The 22,946-nt window shown below is 63.8% G+C and carries 19 protein-coding genes and 7 pseudogenes; 19 read left to right on the top strand and 7 right to left on the bottom strand.

Annotated features, from left to right (window positions below; genetic code table 11):
- Positions 1 to 419: 419 nt before the first annotated feature.
- The 10 genes and pseudogenes from BVER_RS29375 to BVER_RS36410 all read left to right on the top strand — a co-directional run bounded on the left by BVER_RS29375 (position 420) and on the right by BVER_RS36410 (position 10,240).
- Entirely contained in the window at positions 420 to 3,434 is a 3,015-nt protein-coding gene (locus BVER_RS29375) for a ribonucleoside-diphosphate reductase subunit alpha (protein WP_050456206.1), read from the top strand.
- Positions 3,435 to 4,382: 948 nt separating this feature from the next.
- Positions 4,383 to 4,961 carry a NapC/NirT family cytochrome c gene (locus BVER_RS29370; protein WP_050456205.1) on the top strand — a complete coding sequence of 193 codons (579 nt, stop codon included), beginning with the start codon at positions 4,383 to 4,385 and terminating at the stop codon, positions 4,959 to 4,961.
- 34 nt (positions 4,962 to 4,995) lie between these two features.
- Positions 4,996 to 5,628, top strand: a complete 633-nt coding sequence (gene ccmA, locus BVER_RS29365; RefSeq protein ID WP_050456204.1) for a heme ABC exporter ATP-binding protein CcmA — start codon at positions 4,996 to 4,998, stop codon at positions 5,626 to 5,628.
- The gene (gene ccmB / locus BVER_RS29360) at positions 5,616 to 6,284 is read left to right on the top strand and encodes a heme exporter protein CcmB (protein WP_050456203.1); all 669 of its coding nucleotides are present in this window, start codon (positions 5,616 to 5,618) and stop codon (positions 6,282 to 6,284) included. Before ccmA ends, ccmB begins: the two co-directional genes overlap by 13 nt.
- Before the next feature lie 6 nt (positions 6,285 to 6,290).
- Positions 6,291 to 7,033 (top strand): annotated as a pseudogene (ccmC, locus tag BVER_RS29355) (heme ABC transporter permease CcmC).
- Between the two features lie 100 nt (positions 7,034 to 7,133).
- Complete coding sequence (gene ccmE, locus BVER_RS29350; RefSeq protein WP_050456202.1) at positions 7,134 to 7,577, top strand: cytochrome c maturation protein CcmE; 444 nt, start codon at positions 7,134 to 7,136, stop codon at positions 7,575 to 7,577.
- A pseudogene (locus BVER_RS29345) lies at positions 7,574 to 9,353 on the top strand (heme lyase CcmF/NrfE family subunit). Before ccmE ends, BVER_RS29345 begins: the two are co-directional and overlap by 4 nt.
- A pseudogene (locus tag BVER_RS29340) lies at positions 9,350 to 9,889 on the top strand (DsbE family thiol:disulfide interchange protein). The pseudogenes BVER_RS29345 and BVER_RS29340 overlap by 4 nt, the downstream one beginning before the upstream one ends.
- On the top strand, positions 9,882 to 10,127 hold the full coding sequence (locus tag BVER_RS36415; protein ID WP_370444291.1) for a cytochrome c-type biogenesis protein CcmH: 246 nt from the start codon (positions 9,882 to 9,884) through the stop codon (positions 10,125 to 10,127). Before BVER_RS29340 ends, BVER_RS36415 begins: the two are co-directional and overlap by 8 nt.
- Complete coding sequence (locus tag BVER_RS36410) at positions 10,121 to 10,240, top strand: cytochrome c-type biogenesis protein CcmH (RefSeq protein WP_370444290.1); 120 nt, start codon at positions 10,121 to 10,123, stop codon at positions 10,238 to 10,240. The genes BVER_RS36415 and BVER_RS36410 overlap by 7 nt, the downstream gene beginning before the upstream one ends.
- A gap of 35 nt (positions 10,241 to 10,275) precedes the next feature.
- Here BVER_RS36410 and BVER_RS34975 read toward each other — a convergent pair whose 3' ends face one another.
- Positions 10,276 to 10,590: a hypothetical protein gene (locus tag BVER_RS34975; RefSeq protein ID WP_232316942.1), complete on the bottom strand. Its 315-nt coding sequence runs from the start codon at positions 10,588 to 10,590 to the stop codon at positions 10,276 to 10,278.
- Positions 10,591 to 10,600: 10 nt separating this feature from the next.
- Here BVER_RS34975 and BVER_RS29330 point away from each other — a divergent pair, with 10 nt between their 5' ends.
- A complete protein-coding gene (locus tag BVER_RS29330; RefSeq protein WP_232316940.1) occupies positions 10,601 to 11,296 on the top strand; it encodes a tetratricopeptide repeat protein in 696 nt (231 codons plus the stop codon).
- Positions 11,297 to 11,302: 6 nt separating this feature from the next.
- Here BVER_RS29330 and BVER_RS29325 read toward each other — a convergent pair whose 3' ends face one another.
- The 3 genes from BVER_RS29325 to BVER_RS29315 all read right to left on the bottom strand — a co-directional run bounded on the left by BVER_RS29325 (position 11,303) and on the right by BVER_RS29315 (position 13,786).
- Positions 11,303 to 11,518 (bottom strand): DUF3079 domain-containing protein, encoded by a 216-nt coding sequence (locus BVER_RS29325; RefSeq protein WP_050456201.1) that lies wholly within the window; start codon positions 11,516 to 11,518, stop codon positions 11,303 to 11,305.
- 100 nt (positions 11,519 to 11,618) lie between these two features.
- Positions 11,619 to 12,821, bottom strand: a complete 1,203-nt coding sequence (locus BVER_RS29320) for an NAD(P)H-dependent flavin oxidoreductase (protein ID WP_050456200.1) — start codon at positions 12,819 to 12,821, stop codon at positions 11,619 to 11,621.
- Between the two features lie 182 nt (positions 12,822 to 13,003).
- Positions 13,004 to 13,786 (bottom strand): PA3715 family protein, encoded by a 783-nt coding sequence (locus tag BVER_RS29315; protein ID WP_157056318.1) that lies wholly within the window; start codon positions 13,784 to 13,786, stop codon positions 13,004 to 13,006.
- A 370-nt stretch (positions 13,787 to 14,156) separates the two neighbouring features.
- On the opposite strand from BVER_RS29315, the gene cyoA reads away from it, so the two are divergent.
- The 4 genes and pseudogenes from cyoA (at position 14,157) to cyoD (ending at position 18,018) form a co-directional block, all read left to right on the top strand.
- Positions 14,157 to 15,053, top strand: coding sequence for a ubiquinol oxidase subunit II (gene cyoA, locus BVER_RS29310; protein WP_050456198.1), 897 nt, complete (start codon positions 14,157 to 14,159; stop codon positions 15,051 to 15,053).
- A 3-nt stretch (positions 15,054 to 15,056) separates the two neighbouring features.
- A complete protein-coding gene (gene cyoB, locus BVER_RS29305) occupies positions 15,057 to 17,063 on the top strand; it encodes a cytochrome o ubiquinol oxidase subunit I (protein WP_050456197.1) in 2,007 nt (668 codons plus the stop codon).
- Positions 17,063 to 17,674 (top strand): annotated as a pseudogene (gene cyoC, locus BVER_RS29300) (cytochrome o ubiquinol oxidase subunit III). The gene cyoB and the pseudogene cyoC overlap by 1 nt, the downstream one beginning before the upstream one ends.
- Positions 17,674 to 18,018, top strand: coding sequence for a cytochrome o ubiquinol oxidase subunit IV (gene cyoD, locus BVER_RS29295; RefSeq protein WP_050456196.1), 345 nt, complete (start codon positions 17,674 to 17,676; stop codon positions 18,016 to 18,018). The pseudogene cyoC and the gene cyoD overlap by 1 nt, the downstream one beginning before the upstream one ends.
- A gap of 70 nt (positions 18,019 to 18,088) precedes the next feature.
- Here the strand turns inward: cyoD and BVER_RS29290 are convergent, their stop codons facing one another.
- Entirely contained in the window at positions 18,089 to 18,502 is a 414-nt protein-coding gene (locus BVER_RS29290; protein WP_050456195.1) for a (R)-mandelonitrile lyase, read from the bottom strand.
- 16 nt (positions 18,503 to 18,518) lie between these two features.
- Positions 18,519 to 18,857: a carboxymuconolactone decarboxylase family protein gene (locus BVER_RS29285; RefSeq protein ID WP_050456194.1), complete on the bottom strand. Its 339-nt coding sequence runs from the start codon at positions 18,855 to 18,857 to the stop codon at positions 18,519 to 18,521.
- Positions 18,858 to 18,969: 112 nt separating this feature from the next.
- On the opposite strand from BVER_RS29285, the pseudogene BVER_RS29280 reads away from it, so the two are divergent.
- Positions 18,970 to 19,861, top strand: a pseudogene (locus BVER_RS29280) (LysR family transcriptional regulator).
- 10 nt (positions 19,862 to 19,871) lie between these two features.
- On the opposite strand, the gene BVER_RS29275 reads toward BVER_RS29280, so the two are convergent.
- The gene (locus BVER_RS29275) at positions 19,872 to 20,195 is read right to left on the bottom strand and encodes a low molecular weight protein tyrosine phosphatase family protein (protein ID WP_050456193.1); all 324 of its coding nucleotides are present in this window, start codon (positions 20,193 to 20,195) and stop codon (positions 19,872 to 19,874) included.
- Positions 20,196 to 20,328: 133 nt separating this feature from the next.
- Here BVER_RS29275 and BVER_RS29270 point away from each other — a divergent pair, with 133 nt between their 5' ends.
- The 3 genes and pseudogenes from BVER_RS29270 to BVER_RS34970 all read left to right on the top strand — a co-directional run bounded on the left by BVER_RS29270 (position 20,329) and on the right by BVER_RS34970 (position 22,777).
- The gene (locus tag BVER_RS29270) at positions 20,329 to 20,856 is read left to right on the top strand and encodes a 2,4'-dihydroxyacetophenone dioxygenase family protein (protein ID WP_050456192.1); all 528 of its coding nucleotides are present in this window, start codon (positions 20,329 to 20,331) and stop codon (positions 20,854 to 20,856) included.
- 48 nt (positions 20,857 to 20,904) lie between these two features.
- Positions 20,905 to 22,210 (top strand): annotated as a pseudogene (locus tag BVER_RS29265) (MFS transporter).
- Between the two features lie 11 nt (positions 22,211 to 22,221).
- A pseudogene (locus tag BVER_RS34970) lies at positions 22,222 to 22,777 on the top strand (SDR family NAD(P)-dependent oxidoreductase).
- Positions 22,778 to 22,946: the final 169 nt, after the last annotated feature.

Here is a 22,946-nt window from a genome sequence, read left to right as displayed (position 1 = left end):
ACTTGGTGCCGACAGACGTAGTTTGCACTAGATCTTGTGTTGTGAAGGCGGCGCCCGCTCCCATGAGCCGGCGCCGCCGGCTTTCCGGCAGTGAGCAGTCTGGCTGGCCCGGGGTGGTGCGTGCGGCGGTTTCGATCCTTGGAGAGAGGCCTCGCAAGCGCACTGAGCGCCAGCGAGCAGCACAGTGAAGAATGCATGCAAGTGAACGTGAATTGCGTCGACCGACACCGCGCGCCAACGCGGGCACCGCATGAGTCGCCAATAACAATGCGGGCCGACGGCGCCGCGATTCGCGTTTCCGGCCTGCTGCCTTCATCGCCAAATCATCGTGCGTCCATCGTGAGGCAACTCGCGGGCGCGCGACATAACTGATAAATCCGCGGTCCATCCGCATCAATTCGAACATTGGAGTTTTGCACATGCAAACCACCGAAAACGCGACGACTTCCTACGAAGGCGCATCCGCGCAGCCGATGAGCGGCGCGCACGACGCAGCCCAGGCGCTGGCGCCGAACACGACGTTTGCCGACTACAAGGTCATCCGTCGCAACGGAAGCGTGGTGTCGTTCGAGCCGACGAAAATCGCGATCGCCGTGACGAAGGCGTTCATCGCCGTCAATGGCGGGCAGGGCGCGGCTTCGCCGCGCGTGCGCGAACTCGTCGAGCAACTGACGCAAGCCGTCGTGCGCGCGCTGGTGCGCAGCCGTCCGCACGGCGGCACGTTCCATATCGAAGACATTCAGGATCAGGTCGAACTCGCGCTGATGCGCGGCGGCGAGCACAACGTCGCGCGCGCTTACGTGCTGTATCGCGAGAAGCGCACGCAGCAGCGTTCGCAAGAGCGCGCGCAGACGCAGAACGCGCAGTCGCACGAAGGCCTGATCAACGTGACGGATCAGGGCATCACGCGCCCGCTGGACATGGACGCGCTCAAGGTGCTGATCGTCTCCGCCTGCGCGAACCTCGGCGACGCCGTGAGCGCCGATCCGATCGTCGCCGAAACGGTGAAGAACCTGTACGACGGCGTGCCGATGTCGCAGGTCTACGACTCGGCCATTCTCGCCGCGCGCACGATGATCGAAAAGGACCCGGCGTACAGCCAGGTCACCTCGCGCATCCTGCTGCACACGATCCGCCGCGAAATTCTCGAAGGCGAAGTGACGCAAGCCGACATGGGCGAGCGCTACGCCGAATACTTCCCGCAGTTCATCAAGCGCGGCGTCGAAGCCGGCCTGCTCGATGACAAGCTGCAACAGTTCGACCTGAAGCGTCTGGGCGCCGCGCTCGACGCCGGCCGCGATCTGCAATTCGGCTACCTCGGCCTGCAGACGCTGTACGACCGCTACTTCCTGCACGTCGAAGGCACGCGCATCGAATTGCCGCAGGCATTCTTCATGCGCGTCGCGATGGGTCTGTCGCTGAACGAAATCGACCGCGAAGCGCGCGCCATCGAGTTCTACAACGTGCTGTCGTCGTTCGACTTCATGTCGTCGACGCCGACGCTGTTCAACTCGGGCACGCATCGCTCGCAATTGTCGTCGTGCTATCTGACGACGGTCGCCGACGATCTCGACGGCATCTACGAGGCGCTGAAGGAAAACGCGCTGCTGTCGAAGTTCGCGGGCGGTCTGGGCAACGACTGGACGCGCGTGCGCGCTCTCGGTTCGCACATCAAGGGCACCAACGGCAAGTCGCAGGGCGTGGTGCCGTTCCTGAAGGTCGTGAACGATACGGCCGTCGCGGTGAATCAGGGCGGCAAGCGCAAGGGCGCGGTGTGCGCGTATCTGGAATCGTGGCACCTGGACATCGAGGAATTCCTCGAACTGCGCAAGAACACGGGCGATGACCGTCGCCGCACGCACGACATGAACACGGCGAACTGGATTCCCGATCTGTTCATGAAGCGCGTCGTCGAAGGCGGCGACTGGACGCTGTTCTCGCCGTCGACCTGCCCGGACCTGCACGACCTGTTCGGCGCGGACTTCGAAAAGGCGTATGTCGCTTACGAAGAGAAAGCGGCGCGCGGCGAGATCAAGCTGTTCAAGAAGCTGCCGGCCGCGCAACTGTGGCGCAAGATGCTGGGCATGCTGTTCGAAACCGGCCATCCGTGGATCACGTTCAAGGATCCGTGCAACGTACGTTCGCCGCAGCAGCACGTCGGTGTCGTGCATTCGTCGAACCTTTGCACGGAAATCACGCTGAACACGAGCGAGACGGAAATCGCCGTGTGCAACCTGGGCTCGGTGAACCTCGTCGCGCATATGGTGAAGCAGGCCGACGGTTCGTACGCGCTGGATCACGACAAGCTGAAGCGCACCATCAGCGTCGCGATGCGCATGCTCGACAACGTGATCGACATCAACTACTACGCGGTGCCGAAGGCGCGTAACTCGAACCTGAAGCATCGTCCGGTGGGCATGGGCATCATGGGCTTCCAGGACTGTCTGCATCTGCTGCGCACGCCGTACGCGTCGGGCGAAGCGGTCGAGTTCGCGGATCGTTCGATGGAAGCGGTGTGCTACTACGCGTACTACGCATCGACGGAACTGGCGGAAGAGCGCGGCCGTTACGCGACGTATCGCGGCTCGCTGTGGGATCGCGGCATCCTCCCGCAGGATTCGCTGAAGCTGCTGGCCGACGCGCGCGGCGGTTATGTCGAAGTGGATTCGTCGGAATCGATGGACTGGGCATCGCTGCGTTTGCGTATCTCGACCTTCGGCATGCGCAATTCGAACTGCGTGGCGATCGCGCCGACGGCGACGATTTCGAACATCATCGGCGTGTCGGCGTGTATCGAGCCGACGTTCCAGAATCTGTATGTGAAGTCGAATCTGTCGGGCGAATTCACGGTCGTCAACGACTACCTCGTGCGCGATCTGAAGGCACGCGGTCTGTGGGACGAAGTGATGGTCTCGGACCTGAAGTACTTCGACGGCACGCTGTCGCGCATCGACCGTATTCCGGCCGATCTGCGTGCGATCTACGCCACGGCGTTCGAAGTCGATCCGAAGTGGCTCGTGGAAGCGGCTTCGCGTCGTCAGAAGTGGATCGATCAGGCGCAATCGCTGAATATCTACATGGCGGGCGCGTCGGGTAAGAAGCTCGACGAGGTCTACAAGCTGGCGTGGATTCGCGGTCTCAAGACGACCTATTACCTTCGTACGATGGCGGCGACGCACGTCGAGAAGTCGACCGTGGCGCACGGTGCGCTCAATGCGGTGCCTTCGGGCGACGGTGGTTCGAACGACGGCTTTGGCGGCGGCGCGACGGGTGGCGCTTCGTCCTCCTCCTCCTCCTCTTCGTCGGGCAATGGCGGTTTTAACGCCGCAGCAGCGACTGCGCCTGCCGTCGAGGCCGCGCCTGAAGCCGATGGTCCCGTTTGCATGATGCGGCTCGGTGATCCCGGGTTTGATGAGTGCGAAGCCTGTCAGTAATCGCCGCTTGCGCTTGGGGTTTGATCGGGTTTTGTAGGTGAGAGTCTGGCCGGCATTTGTTGAGCGATTTTTGTTGCTTGGCGATTGCCGGTCTTTGTTGTTGTTGTTGCTATGGTTGTGTTGTCGCGCTGTGTTTTCAGTAGCCGCCTCCCCGGCGGTGGGGTCACTTTCTTTGCGGCGGCAAAGAAAGTGACCAAAGAAAGCCGCTTGCCGATCCTAAGCACCTTCTTGAGCGGCCCCGGCACAGGACTAGAGACTTGGCACAGCAGTAGCGAGTGCTCTCACTGTGTTTTTGGGCGCTGGTTTCCATGCGATCAGCGCTTTCTCGCCCACCTCGGTAACGGTCCCCTTCGGCTTACTCCGGCCCGCTCGCGCGGCCGGTTTAGGGCCGTGTGGGCCACCGGCAGGTGATCAGCGAAACGACCTCGAATACGTTATCGCTTTTATCGTTATTTGGCCCTACCTCGGTCAGCGTTTCGGTGCGCCCAATCGCTTTCGCAGGGCTTGCCGCCGTCGTGTGTTCGCGTATGTCCGCATTTCGCACACCCGCTTCTCCGCGACGACTTCGCTCGCCGTGGCGAGCGAAGTCGTCATCGGGTTACGTGCTGCACGAGTCGACGTTTTGCGTTGCACGCCGCTGCCTGCGGACAGATGATCGGCGAGTGCGTGGTTGGAGACGGGAGTGCTGACTGGCGTAGGGCCGAATAACGAACAAAGCGATGAGGCGTGCAAGGTCGTTTCGCGAATCACCTGCGGGTTGCCTGAACGGCCCTAAACCGGCCGCGCAGCGGGCCGGAGTAAGCCGAAGGGGACCGTTACCGAGGTAGGCGAGAAAGCGCGGATCGCATGGGAACCAGCGCCTGGACACACGGTGAGAACACTCGCTACTGCTGTGCCAAGTCTAAAGTCCTGTGCCGGGGCCGGCCAAGAAGGTGCTTAGGATCGGACATGCGACCGAGTCTGTATTACAGCCTGGGCTTTCTCACGCTCGGCGGCTTTATCGCCGGCGTGGTGTTCTGGGGTGCGTTCAATACGGCGATGGAACTGACGAACACCGAAGCCTTCTGTACGGGCTGTCATGAGATGCATGACAACACTTATGCAGAGTTGAAAAGCACGATTCACTACAGCAACCGCTCGGGCTTTCATGCGAAGTGTTCGGACTGTCATGTTCCACACAACTGGACCAACAAGATCGCCCGGAAGATGCAGGCGTCCAAGGAAGTGTGGGCGAAGATTTTCGGCACGGTGAACACGCGCGAGAAATTTCAGGCGAAGCGTCTGGAACTCGCGGAGCACGAATGGGCGCGCTTCAAGGCCAACGATTCGCTCGAATGCCGCAATTGCCATTCGTTCGAATATATGGACTTCACGCGACAGAGTCCGCGCGCGCAAGCGGCGCATCAGCGGTTTCTGGAGACGGGCGAAAAGACCTGCATCGATTGTCACAAGGGCATCGCGCATCAGTTGCCGGACATAACGAAGGCGGAGCTCGACGCGCCCAAACAGACGGCTTCCAAACCATGACCGGCGCCGCACACGCTTTCCCGGCCGATACGCGATGCTGAGCGCGACGCAACTCGATGTCGCGCGCGGCGGCCGCACGATCGTCGAAAACGTCACGCTGGATGCCGACGCCGGATGCGTGCTGCTGATCCACGGCGCGAACGGCAGCGGCAAGAGCACGCTGATGGCAGCGCTGGCCGGTCTGCTGCCCGCCGCGCGCGGCGACGTGCGCTGGCGCGGCATGCGTCTGCGCGACGATCCCGCGCGCTTCCGGCGCGATCTCGCTTTCCTCGGCCACGCCAACGGTCTGAGCGGCGAGCTGAGCGTGGCGGAAAATCTGCGCTTCGCCGGTCTGCTCGGCGGCGCGTTGCGATCATCGCCGGAGCAGTCCGTGCTCGAAGACGCGGGGCTCGCCGGGCTGCGTCATGTGCGGGTCGACCGTTTGTCGCGCGGGCAACGGCGGCGCGTCGCGCTGGCGCGTCTGGTGCTGGACGGCAAGCCGCTCTGGCTGCTCGACGAACCCACCGATTCGCTCGACGACCTTGCCTGCGTCTGGTTCGCGGCGTGCATCGATACGCACACGCGGCATGGCGGCACGGTCGTCGCGGCGACCCATCGGCCGCTCGCGACGGATGCCGCCCGCACCCGCCACCTGCATTTCGCCCGGAGCGCGCCATGCTGCGCCTGATGTTGCATATCGTCCGGCGCGAACTGATGCTGACCTGGCGCAACCGCACGGTCACGCTCGGCGTGCTGCTGTTTTTCGTGCTCGCCGCCAGTCTGTTTCCGCTCGGCATCGGACCGGATGCGAAGCTGCTCGCCACAATCGCGCCCGGCGTGCTGTGGGTGACGGCGCTGTTCGCGGCGCTCTTGTCGGCGGGACAGTTGTTCGGCAACGACTTTGCCAGCGGCACGCTCGAACAGATGCTGCTGTCGCCGCAACCGCTCGCGGCCATCGTGCTGGCGAAGATCGTCGCGCACTGGATCGCCAGCGGCCTCGCGCTGACGCTGATCGCGCCGCTGGTCGCACTCGAATATGGGCTCGATGCGCGCGCCATCGGCAAATTGATGGCGTCGCTGCTGCTCGGCACGCCGCTGCTGAGCCTGATCGGCGCGATGGGCGCGTCGCTCACGCTCGGCGTGCGCGACGGCGGCATCGTGCTGGCGCTGCTGATCCTGCCGCTCTACGTGCCGGTGCTGATCTTCGGCGTCGGCGCGGCCGATGCGGCGCTGGATATCGCCCGCGCGCAGGCCAATCTGTCGCTGCTGGCGGCGTCGCTCTGTCTTGCCGGGTGGCTCTGCCCGTGGGCGAGTGCGGCGGCGCTGCGCTTATCGCTGGAGTAGCCGTTCATGACTCGCATCAACTGGTATCGATACGCCTCGCCACGCCGCTTCGACCGTCTTGCCGCGCGGCTCACGCCGTGGCTCGCGGTGGCATCGGCCGTGCTGATGGCGTGCGGCCTCGCGATCGCGCCCGTCGATGCGGTGCAAGGTGACGTCTATCGCATCATGTTCGTGCACGTTCCCGCCGCGTGGATGTCGATGTTCCTCTACGTGCTGATGGCCGCCTACGGTGCGCTGCATCTGACGCTCAACGCCCGCCTGTCCGCGATGATGGCGCGCGCGCCCCAACCGGCGCGCTGTTCACGGCGATCGCGCTGATCACCGGCGCGCTGTGGGGCAAGCCGACCTGGGGAACCTGGTGGGTCTGGGACGCGCGCCTCACTTCCGAGCTGATCCTGCTGTTTCTCTACGTCGGCTATCTGTCGCTGCACGCGGCCATCGACGGCGGCCGATGCACGGATCGCGCCGATCGCGCGGCCTCGGTGCTCGCGCTGATCGGCGTGGTGAACGTGCCGGTGATCTATTTTTCCGTACAGTGGTGGTACACGCTGCATCAGGGGCCGTCGCTGTCGTTCGGCAGCGGCGTCTCGATGAGCGCGTCGATGCTGTGCGGCATTCTCGTGATGACGCTCGGCTTCTGGACCTACAGCGCCGCCGTCGCGTTCGCGCGGGTGCGCGTCATCATGCGCGAACGCGAGCGCGCGATCTCGCGCGACGGCGCATCGCGGCTGACGGAGGGCGCGGCATGAACGCGATTCTATGCGCCGCATTCGTCGTCACTTTCGTGCTGCTCGGCGCGGAAGCGTGGATCGTCCATCAGGCGTTGCGGCGCGCGAACGGAGACGACGCGTGAAGGCGCGTTATCGCAGATTCGCGCTGATCGCGGGCGGGCTGCTCAGCGTCGCGCTGGCGAGCGCCTTCGTGCTCGACGCGTTTCGCGCCAACGTAATGTTCTTCGTCAGTCCCGGCGAGATCGCGGCGCATCGCGCGCCCGCATCGCAGCGTTTCCGGCTCGGCGGCATGGTCGAGCGCGGCTTGCTCACACACGATGTCGATGGCCGCACGGTGCGCTTCGTCGTCGCCGATCGCGTGGCGTCGATTCCGGTGGTCTATGCGGGCGCGCTGCCCGATCTGTTCCGCGAAGGCAGCGGCATCGTCGCGCAGGGATCGCTCGGCGCGGACGGCCGTTTTCACGCGGACGAAGTGCTCGCGAAGCACGACGAAAAATACACGCCGCCGCAAATCACGCAGATGATGCGCGAAGCCGCCGCGCCATCCGGGGTGCGCAAATGATCTCCGAAATCGGTCATTTCGCGCTGATTCTCGCGTGGTTGCTCGCGCTCGTCGCCAGCGTGCTGCCGATGCTCGGCGCGCGGCGTCGCAACGAGCGCTGGATGCGTATCGCCGTGCCTGCCGCGCGCGCAATGCGGCTTCGTGATGCTGGCGTTCGGCTGCCTCGCGTGGTCGTTCATCGACCGCGATTTCTCGCTGATCTACGTCGTCGAAAATTCGCAGGCGTCCTTGCCGGCGATCTATCGCGCGACCGCCGTCTGGGGCGGCCACGAAGGCTCGCTGCTGCTGTGGTCCGCGCTGCTGACGCTGTGGATGCTCGCCATCTCCTGCTTCACGAAGCGCCAGCTGCTCGCGACGACCGCGCGCGTGCTCGCCGTGATGAGCTGGATCGACGCGGGCTTTCTGCTGTTCATGCTGCTCACGTCCGATCCGTTCGTGCGCCTGCTGCCCGCCGCGATGGACGGACGCGGTCTCAATCCGCTGTTGCAGGATCCAGGCATGGTCGTGCATCCGCCACTGCTGTATATGGGCTATGTCGGCTTTTCGGTGGCGTTCGCATTCGCGGTGTCGGCGTTGTTATCGGGCGAACTCGATGCGCGCTGGGCCCGCACCGCGCGCGCGTGGACGCTTGCGGCGTGGGCGTTTCTGACGCTGGGCATCATGCTCGGCAGCGGCTGAGCGTACTACGAACTTGGCTGGGGCGGATGGTGGTTCTGGGACCCGGTCGAAAACGCATCGTTCATGCCGTGGCTCGCGGGCACCGCGCTGATCCATTCGCTCGCGGCGACCGCGCGGCGCGTTCGCCGCGTGGAGTGGGCTGCTCGCCATCGTCACATTCGCGCTGTCGCTGCTCGGAACCTTTCTGGTGCGCTCGGGCGTCGTCACGTCGGTGCACGGCTTCGCGTCCGATCCGGCGCGCGGCATCTTCATACTCGCGCTGTTCGCGTGGCGCGTCTCGCGTCGGACGCGGGCTTCGATGCCGTATCGCGCGAATCGCTGCTGTTGTCGAACAACCTGTTGCTGCTGGTGGCGGTTGCATCGGTGATGCTCGGGACGCTCTATCCGATGGCGCTCGACGCGCTCGGCCTCGACAAGATTTCCGTCGGCGCGCCGTACTTCGACAGCGTGTTCGTTCCGCTGATGACGCCCGCGGTCTTTCTGATGGGCGCGGCGCCGCTCGCGCACTGGCGGCGCGCGCGTCTGCCCGAACTGGCCGCGCGCCTGCGATGGGCGGCGGCGGTCGCGGTCGCGACCGCGTTGCTGCTGCCGTTCGCGCTCGGCGACTGGCGGCCGCTCGTGAGCCTCGGCATCCTGCTGGCGGCGTGAACGTTCGCAAGCGTCGCGTCGAGCGTGCGCAAACATATCGGGCGGCGCGTGCCGCGCGCGATCGCCGGCATGTGGATCGCGCATGCGGGCGTCGGGGTGTTTATCGTCGGCGTGACGCTGGTGAAGGGCTATTCGATCGAACAGGATGCGCCGCTCGCGACGCTCTATCCGGAGAAACGCGATTTCACGCTATCCGATACGCAGACGACCGAAGCCGCCATCGATCAGGGCGTGCTGCGCGATCTCTACGTCACGATGGACCGCGCGCCGGGCGCGAAGACGTGGACGCTGCGCATCCAGATCAAGCCGTTCGTGCGCTGGATCTGGGCCGGTTGCATCCTGATGGCGGCGGGTGGTCTGCTCGCTGCCACGCGACGGCGAAGCATGACGGCGCGCGTGACATCGGCCGAACCCGCAAAACTGCCGACCTTGGGCGAGACCGGACGATGAAGCGCTTTCTCCTTCCGCTGATCGTGTTCGCGGCATTGGTCGCGCTGCTCGCCAGCGGCTTGCGGCACGATCCGCGCAAGCTGCCGTCCGCGCTCGTCGGGCAACCCGCGCCCGCGTTCGATTTGCCGTGACTCGATGGATCGCCGCACACGGTGTCGTCGGATACGCTGCGCGGACAGGTGTTGGTACTCAATGTGTGGGCGTCGTGGTGCGAGGCGTGCCGCGACGAACATCCCGTGCTGATGGATTTCGCGGCGCGCGGCAAGACGCCGATCTACGGCCTCAACTATCGCGACGAACGCGCGCCCGTGCAGCAATGGCTCGCCGATGCAGGCAATCCGTATCGCACAACGCTGGTGGATCGCGACGGCAGCACGGGCATCGACTTCGGCGTGTACGGCGTGCCGGAGACTTTCGTGATCGATCGCGCGGGCGTGGTGCGCTACCGGCTCGCCGGGCCGCTCACGCGCAAGACGCTCGATACGGTGATCCTGCCGCTCGTCGGACAACTGCAACGGGAGGCCCAGCGTGGCTAAAGCATCGATCGCGCTCGCCTCGCTGCTGACGCTGCTCGCGGGCAGCGCCCACGCCGATGCCGATACCGAGGCCCGCATCCGGCAACTGACCGAGGGCTTGCGCTGCGTGGTCTGCCAGAACCAGAGCGTTGCGGATTCGAACGCGCCGATCGCCGCCGATCTGCGCGCGCGTGCGCGAGCAAGTCGCAGCAAGTCGCACGGGGCGCCAGCGACGAGCAGATTCGCGCGTACATGGTGAAGCGCTACGGCGATTTCGTGCTCTATCGGCCGCCGATGAAACCGGTCACGTGGTCGCTCTGGTTCGGCCCGCTCGCGGCGTTGCTGCTGGGCGGCGTCGCGCTGACGCGATAAGTGCGGCGCGCGCGTGGTCGCATCGATCGCGTCGATCACATCGATGCAGCGGCGAACGGAGAGACGCAAACATGATCGCGTTCTGGCTGATTGCCGCCGCGATGACGCTCGTCGCGCTCGGTTGCATCGTGACGCCTTTGTTGCGAAGCGCCGATGGCGGCGCGGTGCGGACATCGCGGCATGCGGCGCTCGCGGGCGCGTTGATCGCGCTGCTGCCGCTGTGCGCGTTGTCGCTCTACATGCGGCTCGGCGAGCCGATGGCGCTCGTCATGGGCGAGCGCCCGGCATCGGACGACGCGCCCGCGTCGCTCGACATCGTCGTCAGCCGGCTGGCCGAACGCTTGCGTCACGAACCGGACGATGCTCGCGCGTTCCTACGACGCCCTCGAGCGCCCGCGCGATGCCGCCGCCTATCGCCACGCGCTCGAATCGAAGCCGCGCGACGCCGACCTGCTCGCCGATTACGCCGACGCGCTGGCAAGCGCGAACGGCGGCGAATTGAGCGGCGCGCCTATGCAGAACGTCGCAGCGGCGCTCGCGATCGCGCCGGATCATCCGAAGGCGCTAGCGCTCGCGGCATCGGCCGCGCTCGACCGGCGCGATCTCGCGGGCGCGATCGGCTATTGGGAACGGCTGGAACATGCGCCGGGCGTCGATCCCGGCATCGCGAAGCAGGCGCGGCGCAATATCGAGCAGTCGCGGGAGATGGCGGCGAAGCGCATGCATATCGCCGTGCGCCTGAATCCGGCACTCGCGAATCGCGTCCACGCCGGCGACACGGTGTTCGTCTACGCGCTCGGCGACGACGGCAATCGCATGCCGCTCGCGGTCGCACGCCTGCGGGCGGATCAACTGCCCGCGTCGGTCGAACTCGATGATTCGATGGCGATGACGCCGGAGCGCCGTCTGTCAGATTTCACGCGTATCAGCATCGTGGCGCGCGTGTCCGCATCGGGCGGCGCGCAAGCCGTGGCGGGCGATTTGAGCGGCGGCAGCGGCCTGCTCGTGCGACGCGGCGAGACGATCGAAGTCGTCATCGGCGATATTGTGAAGTGAAGCGCCTTATTTCCCCGCCGCAAGCGTAATCGACTTCGCGCCCGCCTCGACATCGAGCCCCCATTCGCCGAACTCGTACCAATCCTCGCCCATCAGTTCGGCGGGATGCTGCGTGCGGCTCGACCCGTTGCCGCAGCGCATGGCGTCGGTGCTGCAATAGTGATCGCAGCCCCAGCAATTGCGTTCGGGATGCTTCGGATTCAGGGGAAATCGTTTGGACATGGTATCGACGCTCCGTTGATCCGGTCAGCGTAGGCGCATCGCGCGGCGTTGGCCATCGGACGATGCCCCGACGCGCCGCGCGATATCGAAACGCGCTATTTCAAACCGCCGCCGGCCGGGCCACGCCCGTCAGTAGCAAGTCGATCAGTTCGCGCACGCTGCGGATGGCCGCGCCGAACGGCAGCGTTTCGCGTCCGCGAAAAAACAGCCCGTTGCCGACTTCGCCGCGCAGCGCCGCCGCCAGACGCGTATCGATACAGAAGTGTCCGAATTTCTCGATGCCGTCGCGCAAGCCGCACACGCTCAGACATTCCAGCGCCTGCGGACACGGCTGTTGGCGCGCGCCGATCTTCGTGCGGATGCGGTCCTCGTTCTTCAGATAGCGCATAAGCCACGGCGTTTTCACGGCGCGCGCGGGCAGGCCCGTCACGCTGACGAATTCGACGATATCGTCCGGCTGCGCTTCGGTCAGCACGCGCTTGAACTCGGGATGCGCGTCGCCTTCCTCGGTGACGGCGAAGGACGTGCCCACCTGCACGCCGTCCGCGCCCGCCGCCAGCGCCGCGCGCACGGCTTCGTGACTGTTGATGCCGCCCGCGACGATCACCGGCACGTCCGCCCGCGCGATGCCGAGCGTCGCGAACACGGCGTCGAGTTCCGTCAGCACGCGTTCGAACTCGAAGCGCGCGTGGCCCATATCCGCGAAATCGGTGACGCCGAGATGGCCGCCCGCGTGCGCGGGATGCTCGATCACGATCGCATCGGGCAGACGGCCTTTCTTCATCCACTTCTTCAGCACGAGCGCGACGCCGCGACTGTCGGCCAGAATCGGAATCAGCGCGATATCGTGGCCGTGCGTCAGATCGGGCAGATCGAGCGGCAAACCCGCGCCCATCACGATGGCATCCGCGCCCTGCTCGCACGCGACGCGTACGTAATCGGCATGCGCGCGCACCGCCTTCATCACGTTGACGGCGATCATGCCGCGCCCTTGCGATAACTTGCGCGCCGCGCGAATCTCGCGTTCCAGCGCGACGAGGTTCGCGCGCTCCAGAGTCTCGCGCGTCGGATCCGCCTTGCAGAACGCCAGCAGATCGAGATGATGATGCCGCAGATCGATGCTCGCGATGGTGCCGACCGCGCCTTCGCGCGCGACGCTGCCCGCCAGCCGATGCGCGGAAATGCCGACGCCGATGCCGCCCTGCACGATCGGCAGCAGCGTGCGTCCACGGATCACCAACGGCTTCATCGCGGGCGCGCGCAGTGCCGACAAGGCGTCGATTTCGGCTTGATTTCGGTTCATGTCCTGTATCTCGATTTGAGGCTTGAAGTCATGCTGGCGCTCATGAGTCGAGTCAGGGCGCAGCGCTTGCGAGAGGGTACGCGCAATCGCTGCGTGATCGCTGCGACAATTCGCGCCATTTGACGCGAATCTCGTGAAAAGGACTGTGACGGGATGCGAAATGTTTTCGAGTTTGACGAATGTCAAGACTCGTCGATGTAACTTAGTATTAGAAAATAATTCTCAGCCGCGCTTTTTTCCGACGGCATTTCATACACGCCATCGCTGTAATCGAGCGCGAATTCCCGTTCCTTCGATACCCCCGCATGGCTCGTGCACGCGCCGTTCGCCATGGGGCTGACCGTGCGTGCGCGCTTCTCGGACACCTGCAGCGCGGCGAACCCTTGCGCGCCCGGTTCCGCCATGCCGATGGAACGCGACGTCGAATCGAAATAGCCCTTGCATTTGCCGTCCCAGCGGCCTTGCGCCGATACGACCGTGAAGCCGTCGAGCACCTGACGCAGCAATTCGCCGTCCATCACGTACAGGCTCAACACCGTGCTGCCCGCGAGTTGCGGGCCGGGCGCGGCCTGACGGCTCATGCGCACGCCGAACGCCTGACGATCGGGCGCGACGGGATACGACGCCGTATCGATCGCCAGATCGATGAAATCCGCGCCGTCGGTGCGAATCGCATCCTCGCGATACAGATGCGTGACGAGCGCGCCGGTCTGGGTATCGGCGACGACCACGTCGAGATCGAGCGCGGTCTTGGGCGCGGCATCCGTCTCGCGAAACAGCGGCAGCACCGCGAGCGCGTATTGCGGATTTGTCGGCCAGCTCGTGCAGGTCGCGTGCTCGACATCGAGCGTGCGCTGCGGATGGAGCGCATCCATCCATGTCTGGAAATGCTGTTTGCAACCGGCGTGGGCAAGCACGGGGCCGAGCAGGCCGGCGACGCTGATGAGCCATTTTGTCTTGATCATGTCGTTCACGTCTTTTTGAGGATCGGGATGCCGCGAGGAACGCGTCCTCGTCCGCTGCCCATTTTGAATGGCAACGGTGAAGACGCGCCACGCTCGCACATCATTTGACAATTTGACGGGGAACTTCGAACAGCGCTGTCAAGCAGTTTTGCATCACGCGCGCTGCGGCAAATTCACGCGGGCGGTCGCGTGTAAAGGGTGCGATGTCTTAAATGTCGCGGCACGGTGTCGCAGCCGTTACGGTTTGGGACCAAATTCCATGATTCGTCAACATTTCAGGGAATACCGCATGGCATGATCCGGTCGCGGCGCAAAGCCGTCCAGTGGGCGTTCTTCCGGGACGCTTCGATTCCCTGAACCAGCGAATGCAATGAATGAAAATACTCCACGTTTAGCAAGGCCATTGTTATCGGGGTTGATCGCCAGTCTTTGCCTGGCGGGATGCAACATGAACGAGATGCACATGTTGGATTCCAAAGGCGCGATCGGCAAGGCGGAAGTCTCGCTGATCGCCACGTCGGTCTACGCGATGCTCATCGTCGTGATCCCGGTGATCCTGCTCACCCTGTTCGTCGCATGGAAGTATCGCGCGTCCAACAAAAGCGCCACCTATGCACCCAAGTGGGCGCATTCCACGGGCATCGAAGTCGCCATCTGGACGATTCCGACGCTCATCATCCTGTTCCTCGGCGTCCTCACCTGGAAGACTACGCACGAGCTCGATCCGTACAAGCCGATCGAATCGAACGTGAAGCCGATCAACGTCGAAGTCGTCGCGCTCGACTGGAAGTGGCTGTTCGTCTATCCGGACCTCGGCATCGCGACGGTCAATCAGGTCGCGTTCCCCGTCGGCACGCCGGTGAACTTCAAGATCACGTCCGATGCGGTGATGAACTCGTTCTTCATTCCGCAACTCGGCGGCCAGATCTACGCGATGGCCGGCATGCAGACAAGGCTGCATCTCATCGCCGATCACGCGGGCGATTTCGCGGGCATCTCGGCGAACTACAGCGGCACAGGATTCTCCGACATGAAGTTCCGCGCGCTCGCCATGTCGCAAGGCGAATTCGACGCGTGGGTGAAGAACGTCAAGAGCTCGCCCGACAACCTGAGCATGGATGTCTATGCAGGCGTCGCGCGGCCGAGCGAAAAGGCTCCGGTCAAGTACTTCTCGACCGTCGATCCGAAGCTCTTCAATAACATCGTCGCCAAATACAACGACGGCAAGTTCGATGTCAACGGCGCAAATTGTGCAACCAAGTGGTAAGCCATGTTCGGCAAATTAACGCTCGAGGCGATCCCGTATCACGAACCCATCATCATGTGCGCGACCGCGTTCATGGCGCTGATGGTGCTGGCTACGGGTGTCCTCATCACCAAACTCGGCAAATGGGGTTGGCTGTGGCGCGAGTATCTGACGTCCACGGACCATAAGCGCATCGGCGTGATGTACCTGATCCTCGCGGGTCTCATGCTCGTGCGCGGCTTCGCCGATGCCGTCATGATGCGCGCGCAGCAGGCGCTCGCGATGGATGCGCCGGGCATTTTCCCGCCGCACCACTACGACCAGATTTTCTCGGCCCACGGCACCATCATGATCTTCTTCATGGCGATGGCGCTGCTGGTCGCGTTCTTCAACTTCGTGGTGCCGCTGCAGATCGGCGCGCGCGACGTCGCATTCCCGATGCTGAACTCGCTGTCGTTCTGGATGACGTTCGCCGGCGCGATGCTCGTGAACCTGTCGCTGTTCATCGGCCAGTTCTCGACCACCGGCTGGCTCGCGTATCCACCGCTGTCGGAGCTGCAATTCAGCCCCGATACCGGCGTGGATTACTACATCTGGGCCTTGCAGATCGCAGGCGTCGGCACGCTGCTCTCTGGCGTGAACTTCTTCGTGACGATCGTCAAGATGCGCGCGCCGGGCCTGACCTGGATGAAGCTGCCGGTGTTCACATGGACGGCGTTCTGCGCGAACATCCTGATCATGGCCGTGTTCCCGATCCTGACCATCGCGCTCGCGCTGCTCGGTCTGGACCGTTACATGGGCATGCACTTCTTCACCAACGGCGGCGGCGGCAACCCGATGGTCTACCTGAACCTGATCTGGGCCTGGGGTCACCCCGAGGTCTACATCCTGGTTCTGCCGGCTTTCGGTATCTACTCGGAAGTCATCGCCACGTTCTCGAAGAAGCCGCTGTTCGGCTACAAGACGATGGTCTGGGCGACGTGCTGCATCATGGTGCTGTCGTTCCTCGTGTGGCTGCACCACTTCTTCACGATGGGTTCGGGCGCGAACGTCAATGCGTTCTTCGGCATCGCGACGATGATCATCTCGATCCCGACCGGCGTGAAGATCTTCAACTGGCTGTTTACGATGTACAAGGGCCGCGTGCAGTTCACGACGCCGGTTCTGTGGACCATCGGCTTCATGATCACCTTCACGATCGGCGGCATGACGGGCGTGATGCTCGCCATTCCGGGCGCGGACTTCGTGCTGCACAACTCGCTGTTCCTGATCGCGCACTTCCATAACGCGATCATCGGCGGCGTGGTGTTCGGCTACTTTGCGGGCGTGCAGTACTGGTGGCCGAAGGTGTTCGGCTTCAAGCTGAACGAGCGTCTGGGCAAGTGCGCTTTCTGGTGCTGGTTCGTGGGCTTCTTCGTGGCGTTCATGCCGCTGTACGTGCTCGGCTTCATGGGCGCGACGCGTCGCATGAATCACTACGACAACCCTGCATGGCAGCCGTACTTCATCGTGGCCGCCGTCGGCGTGGCGATCATTGCGGTCGGCGTGGTGTTCCAGGTCGCGCAGATCGTCGTGTCGGTCATGCGCCGCAACGAGCCGGAGTATCGCGATGTGACGGGCGATCCGTGGGGCGGCCGCACACTCGAATGGTCGATGAGCTCGCCGCCGGTCTATAACTTCGCGCGGATGCCGCAAGTGAAGGAACTGGACGCCTTTTCCCATGCGAAGGAAACCGGCGTGAGCCTGTATCAGGGCCCGTTCAAGGGTATTCACATGCCGTCGAACACCAGCGCGGGCCTGCTGGTTGGCCTGATCAGCATGGTGCTCGGCTTCGCGCTGATCTGGCATATCTGGTGGCTCGCCATCGCGTCGCTCGCGGGCGTGGCGGTGACGATCATCGCGCACAGCTTCCTCAAGAACGAGGGCTACATCATCCCGGCATCGACGGTCATGGCAACCGAAGGCTACACGCCGCCCAAGTCGAACGACAAGGCCGGCGCCGCTCGCGATCTGGAAGTGGAGGTTATCTAATGTCGTCGCTTACTTCTCAACACGCGCACGACGATGCGCACGACCACGATCACGTGCATTCGCAATCGGTGTTCGGCTTCTGGGCCTACCTGATGACCGACTGCGTGCTGTTCGCGTCGCTGTTCGCGACTTTCGCGATGTTCGCGTTGTCGACGGTGGGCGGCCCGACGGCCAAGGATCTGTTCAACCTGACCGATGTCGCCTACGAAACGGCGCTGCTGCTCGCCAGCAGCCTGACCTTCGGCTTCGCGATGATCAGCGCGACGCGTCACAAGCGCGGGCTCACGCTCGTGTGGCTGGCGGTGACCTTCCTGCTCGGCGCGGGCTTCCTGTACCTCTAATTGCACGAGTTCGCGCATCTGATCAGCGAAGGCGCGGGTCCGGGCCGCAGCGCGTTCTGGTCGGCGTTCTTCACGCTGGTCGGCACGCACGGTCTGCACGTGACGATGGACATGATCTGGATGGTCGTGCTAATCGTCCAGATGCTGCTCAAGACGGGCACGGAAGAACGCCGCATGCGCCGTCTCGCGTGTCTCAGCCTGTTCTGGCACTTCCTGGACATCGTCTGGATTTGCGTGTTCTCCTTCGTCTACCTTGCGAGCGTTGCGTAATGGCTACTACTCATTCCAACCATGATGCGCATCACGGCGATGTTCCGCATGTGACGGTGCCCGGCTATCTCGTCGGCTTCGTGCTGGCGGTGATTCTGACGGTGGCGTCATTCTGGTGCGTGATGTCGGGCGCATTCAAGGGCGAAAGCGCGCTGGTCGCGCTGGCGGTGCTTGCGGCCGTGCAGATGATCGTGCACGTAGTGTTCTTCCTGCACGTGAACACGTCGAAGGGACAGCGCTGGCACCTCGGCACGTTCGCCTACACGATCGCGATGTCGCTCGTCGTGAGCGTCGGCACCGTGTGGGTAATGCACAACGTACATATGCTGATGATGGCGCGTTAAGCGTTTAGCTTCATCCGCGCGATGTGCGAACGGGCCTGCGAAAGCAGGCCCGTTTTTTATTCTCACGGTTTTAAGCCCGTGACGGCGCGCCCGCGAAATACTGCTCCTCGGTGACGGGCTCCATCCACTCGACATTCTTCCCGTCGAGCGCTTCCTGAATCGCGATATGCGTCATCGACGTCGTCGGCGATGCGCCGTGCCAGTGCTTGTGCCCGGGCGGACACCAGATCACGTCGCCCGCGCGGATTTCGACGATCGCTTCGCCCTCGCACTGGGTCCAGCCGCATCCCGCCGTGACGAGCAGCGTCTGCCCCAGCGGATGCGTATGCCAGTTCGAACGCGCGCCCGGCTCGAAAGTGACGCTAGCGCACGACACGCGCGCGGGCGGCGGCGGCGCGTTCAGCGGATCGATACGCACCGTGCCGGTAAACCATTCGGCCGGGCCTTTGACGGACGGCTGCGAGCCGGGTCGCTTCAAATGCATGATGTTCGCTCCTCGGTCATTCGGATTCGGATTCGGATTCGGCGAGAAAGAGCTCCTTGAACTTCGTCACCGCCGACATCGCGTTGGGCCAGCCCGCGTAAAACGCAAGATGCGTGACGAGTTCGATGAGCTCTTCGCGCGTGACGCCGTTCTCGACGGCGCGCGGGAAATGGAAGTTCATCTGCTCCGGTTTGCCCAGCGCGATCAGCGCCGCGCAGGTGACGAGACTGCGATCGCGCTTCGACAGTTGCGGGCGCTCCCAGACATCGCCGAAGAGCACTTCGTCGCTGAGTTCGGCGAGCTTCGGCGCGACGGCGCCGAACGAATCGCGCGCCGCGGTCGGCTTGGTCGACATGATGTTTCCTCCTGCAATGAAATGAATCGGTGAACAGACGATCATTCTCCCCGCGCGCGGCCCGGCGGACTAGGCCGTAGAATCTGCTAGAACTTATGAGCGGAGTTCATCAATGGTGCGGAACGATATCGGCGATTTGCTGGCCTTCATCGCGGTGGCGCGCGAGGGCAGTTTCACGCGCGCGGCGGCGCAACTAGGCGTATCGCAGAGTGCGCTGAGTCATACCTTGCGCGCGGTTGAGGCGCGGCTCGGTGTACGGTTGTTGAGCCGCACCACGCGCAGCGTCGCGCCGACGGCGGCGGGCGAGCGTCTGCTGCAAACCATCGCGCCGCGCTTCGCGGAAATCGAGAGCGAGCTGAGCGCCATCGTCGAGACGCGCGACAAACCCGCCGGCACCATCCACATCACCACGACGGATTATGCCGCCGATACCGTGGTCTGGCCGCGTCTGTCGAAGGTGCTGCCGCACTATCCGGACATCAAAATCGAAATGGTCGTGGATTACGGGCTCACCGATATCGTCGCGGATCGCTACGACATCGGCGTGCGCTGGGGCGATCAGGTGGCGAAGGACATGATCGCGGTGCGGATCGGACCGGACGCGCGGCTCGCGATCGTCGGCGCGCCCGCTTACTTCGACCGGCATCCGGTGCCCAAGCAGCCGAAGGATCTGCTCGAACACAACTGCATCACGCTACGTCTGCCGACGCGCGGCGGCAAATACGCGTGGGAACTGAGAAAGGGCAAACGCGAACTTCAGGTGCGCGTGGATGGCCAGCTCACCTTCAACGGCGTCTATCAGATGCTAAACGCCGCGCTCGACGGCGCGGGCCTCGCCTTCGTGCCCGAAGACCTCGCGCAACCGCACGTCGATACCGGCAGGTTGCGATGGGTGCTTCAGGACTGGTCCGACCTTTCCCGGCCTGCACATCTTCTATCCGAGCCGTCGCGAGTATTCGAAGGCGCTGTCGATCGTCGTCGATGCGTTGCGCGGCGACCGGTGAGATCGCGCGCTTACGGCTTCATCAGATGTCCGGCTTTGCGTTCGAGCAACTCGACCAGTTCGGGCTGCATGAACGCGTAACGATCCGGAATATCGAGACAGACGACGCGCTTGCCCTTCAGGCTCGCGCCGAAGTTGCGCGTGAGCTTGGCCTTGTGTGCGCGCTCCATCACGACGACGAGTTCCGCCCATTCGATGTGCTCCGCCTTCGCGACTTCGGCGGCATCGGGCGCGAGTTCCGCCGATGCCACCTCGATTCCCGGCCGTCCGGCGAACACTTCTTCCGCCGTCGGGCTTCGCAGACGATTCCGGCTACAGAGAAACAGCACGCGCATGGCGATCTCGTTTGTGTCATGACAGCCGCGATTGCATCAGCGAAAGCGAGGCTTGACAACCCGCACGCACTCGCGCGACCATCTGTCCATAATTTGATCAAACTATCCACAATATGGACGATGAGACGCGCTAGTGACAGCGCCAAAACCCGCGTCGGATGCGATGACGCCGTATCAACTTCCCTTCCCGAAAGAAGCGCAAAAGGAAATCGTCGTCGGCGAAGCGATTCCCGCCGACGAGCGCGTCTGGGTGCCGCAAGCCGAAAACGTCTGGTTCCGTCCGCTGTGCCTGAACGTGTCGACCGGTTACTGGATGAACCTGCTGCGCGTGCGCAAATCCGGCGTGCTGTCGCGCCATCGGCATCCGCAGATGGTGCACGGCATGGTGCTCAAGGGCCGCTGGCGCTATCTCGAACACGACTGGGAAGCGACCGAAGGCAGCTACGTCTTCGAGCCGCCCGGCGAAACGCACACGCTCTACGTGCCCGAGGACGTCGAGGAGATGATCACCTACTTCCAAGTGAACGGCGTCATGTACTACTGCGATCCGTACGGCAATCACACCGGCTACGAAGACGTCTTCACCAAGGTCGACATGTGCCGCAAGCACTACGAATCCGTCGGCCTCGGCGCGGACTACGTCGATCAGTTCATCCGATAACTTTCCCATCCACTCCAAGACTCAAAAGAGCATTCGGAGGAGACGTACATGCTGGAAAAATCACCGCGCCTGAAGCGGGTTCAGGTCATCGCGATCACGTTTTTCACGCTCGCGGGCATCGTCAATTATCTGGATCGCAGCACGCTGTCGATCGCCAATCATTCGGTGACGCAGGAACTCGGCCTATCCGCTTCGCAGATGGGCCTGCTGCTGTCCGCGTTCTCGTTCGCTTATGCGTTCTCGCAGTTGCCCATCGGCGTGATGCTCGATCGCTTCGGTGCGCGCGTCATGCTCGGGCTGGGCATGTTCGTGTGGTCGGTCGCGCAGTTGTTCGGCGGCTTCGTCACCACGCTCTCGCAGTTTCTGGTCGCGCGGATCGCGCTCGACATCGGCGAGGCGCCGCAGTTTCCGGCGGGCGCGAAGGTCGTCTCTGAATGGTTCGCGCAGCGCGAACGCGGCAAGCCGACCGGCATTTTCGTGACCTCGTCGACGATCGGGCCCGCGCTCGCGCCGCCGATTCTCACCGTCCTGCTGCTGTCGTTCGGTTGGCGCAACATGTTCGTCATCATGGGCGCGCTGGGGATTGCGGTCGCGATCGGCTGGTATATCGTCTATCGCAATCGGCGCGATATCACGCTCGATAAAGCCGAACTCGCGCATCTGACCGAAGGCGAACCCGCGCAGCGCGCCGAACGCAACATGACCTTCGCGGAATGGCGCGGCCTGTTCACCAAGTCGACGACGTGGGGCATGATCTTCGGCTTCATGGGCGTGATCTATCTACATGGTGTGGCTGTATCTCACCTGGTTGCCCGCGGATCTCGAACACGAACGGCATCTGACGATCGCCAAGACCGGCTGGGTCGTGACCATTCCGTATCTCGCGGGCACGCTCGGCATGCTGTCGTCGGGCTTTATCGCCGATGGCCTGATGGCGCGCGGCGTCGCGCCGATCCGCAGCCGCAAGTGGCCGATCTGCTCGGGACTCATCGGCGGCGCGCTGTTTACCGTGCCCGCCGCGTTCACGCCGAATCTCACGCTGGCGATCGTCTATCTGTCCGCCGCGATGTCCTTCGTCAATATGGCGAGCGGCGCGGCGTGGGCGCTCGTTTCGGTGGCCGCGCCCCGTCATATGGTGGCGTCGCTTGGCAGCATCCAGAACTTTGGCGGATACTTCGGCGGCTCGTTCGCGCCGTTCATCACCGGACTCGTGGTGGACAAGACGCATTCGTTCGTCAACACGTTCCTGATCAGCGCGGGCGTCGCCTTTGCCGCCGCGCTCGTGTACATGTTCGTCGTGCGCACGCCGATTCAGGATTCCGAGCAACAGGCCGCCGCCGTTCCCGCCGTCTAATTCCACTCGATATGACTTTTCAGGCAGATCTCTTTCAGGGCAAGACCGTCGTCGTCACGGGCGGCACGCAGGGCATCGGCGCGGGCATCGCGCAGCAGTTCGCCGCGCTCGGCGCGGACATCGAACTCGCCGATCTCGATGTCGCCGATGCCGCGGGCGTCGCCGCCTTCATGAAGCGGCTCGACTCGCTCGACGTGCTGGTCAACTGCGCCGGCATGATCCGGCGCGGCGACGAGCACGACATCGAAACGTTCGAGCGCGTAATCGCGGTCAATCTCAACGGCACGATGCGCATGTGCGCCGCCCCCGCGCGCGTTGCTGGCGAAGACGCAGGGCAGCATCGTCAATACGGCGTCGATGCTGACTTTCTTCGGCGGCGGACTCGTGCCCGCGTACAGCGCGAGCAAGGGCGGCGTCGCGCAACTGACGAAGTCGCTCGCCATCGCGTATGCGTCGGACGGCATTCGCGTGAACGCGGTCGCGCCGGGCTGGATCGCGACGCCGCTGACGCAGGCCCTGCAGGAGGACGACGGCCGCTCGCAAGCGATTTCGAGCGCACGCCGATGAAGCGCTGGGGCTTGCCGATTATATCGTTGGGGAGATTAGAGGCACTATCTACCCTTCCTGATTATGTCGGGTGAACTTGATTGAGTGTCCTTGATCGTTCGAAGATTGCAACTCGGATAGCGGAAGTGCTCAGCCCGTCGCCCGACATAATTCGGGCACCCTACAGACT

It is taken from the genome of Candidatus Burkholderia verschuerenii (assembly GCF_001189365.1).
GTDB classification, from domain to species: domain Bacteria; phylum Pseudomonadota; class Gammaproteobacteria; order Burkholderiales; family Burkholderiaceae; genus Caballeronia; species Caballeronia verschuerenii.
This window is presented reverse-complemented; position numbering and strand designations above follow the sequence as displayed.

Coding starts and splice junctions, on each gene's coding strand:
- BVER_RS29375 (WP_050456206.1), top strand. CDS start 420: ATGCAAACCACCGAAAACGCGACGACTTCCTACGAAGGCGCATCCGCG.
- BVER_RS29370 (WP_050456205.1), top strand. CDS start 4,383: ATGCGACCGAGTCTGTATTACAGCCTGGGCTTTCTCACGCTCGGCGGC.
- ccmA (WP_050456204.1), top strand. CDS start 4,996: ATGCTGAGCGCGACGCAACTCGATGTCGCGCGCGGCGGCCGCACGATC.
- ccmB (WP_050456203.1), top strand. CDS start 5,616: ATGCTGCGCCTGATGTTGCATATCGTCCGGCGCGAACTGATGCTGACC.
- BVER_RS36410 (WP_370444290.1), top strand. CDS start 10,121: ATGGTGAAGCGCTACGGCGATTTCGTGCTCTATCGGCCGCCGATGAAA.
- BVER_RS29330 (WP_232316940.1), top strand. CDS start 10,601: ATGCTCGCGCGTTCCTACGACGCCCTCGAGCGCCCGCGCGATGCCGCC.
- BVER_RS29325 (WP_050456201.1), bottom strand. CDS start 11,518: ATGTCCAAACGATTTCCCCTGAATCCGAAGCATCCCGAACGCAATTGC.
- BVER_RS29320 (WP_050456200.1), bottom strand. CDS start 12,821: ATGAACCGAAATCAAGCCGAAATCGACGCCTTGTCGGCACTGCGCGCG.
- BVER_RS29315 (WP_157056318.1), bottom strand. CDS start 13,786: ATGATCAAGACAAAATGGCTCATCAGCGTCGCCGGCCTGCTCGGCCCC.
- cyoA (WP_050456198.1), top strand. CDS start 14,157: ATGAATGAAAATACTCCACGTTTAGCAAGGCCATTGTTATCGGGGTTG.
- cyoB (WP_050456197.1), top strand. CDS start 15,057: ATGTTCGGCAAATTAACGCTCGAGGCGATCCCGTATCACGAACCCATC.
- cyoD (WP_050456196.1), top strand. CDS start 17,674: ATGGCTACTACTCATTCCAACCATGATGCGCATCACGGCGATGTTCCG.
- BVER_RS29290 (WP_050456195.1), bottom strand. CDS start 18,502: ATGCATTTGAAGCGACCCGGCTCGCAGCCGTCCGTCAAAGGCCCGGCC.
- BVER_RS29285 (WP_050456194.1), bottom strand. CDS start 18,857: ATGTCGACCAAGCCGACCGCGGCGCGCGATTCGTTCGGCGCCGTCGCG.
- BVER_RS29275 (WP_050456193.1), bottom strand. CDS start 20,195: ATGCGCGTGCTGTTTCTCTGTAGCCGGAATCGTCTGCGAAGCCCGACG.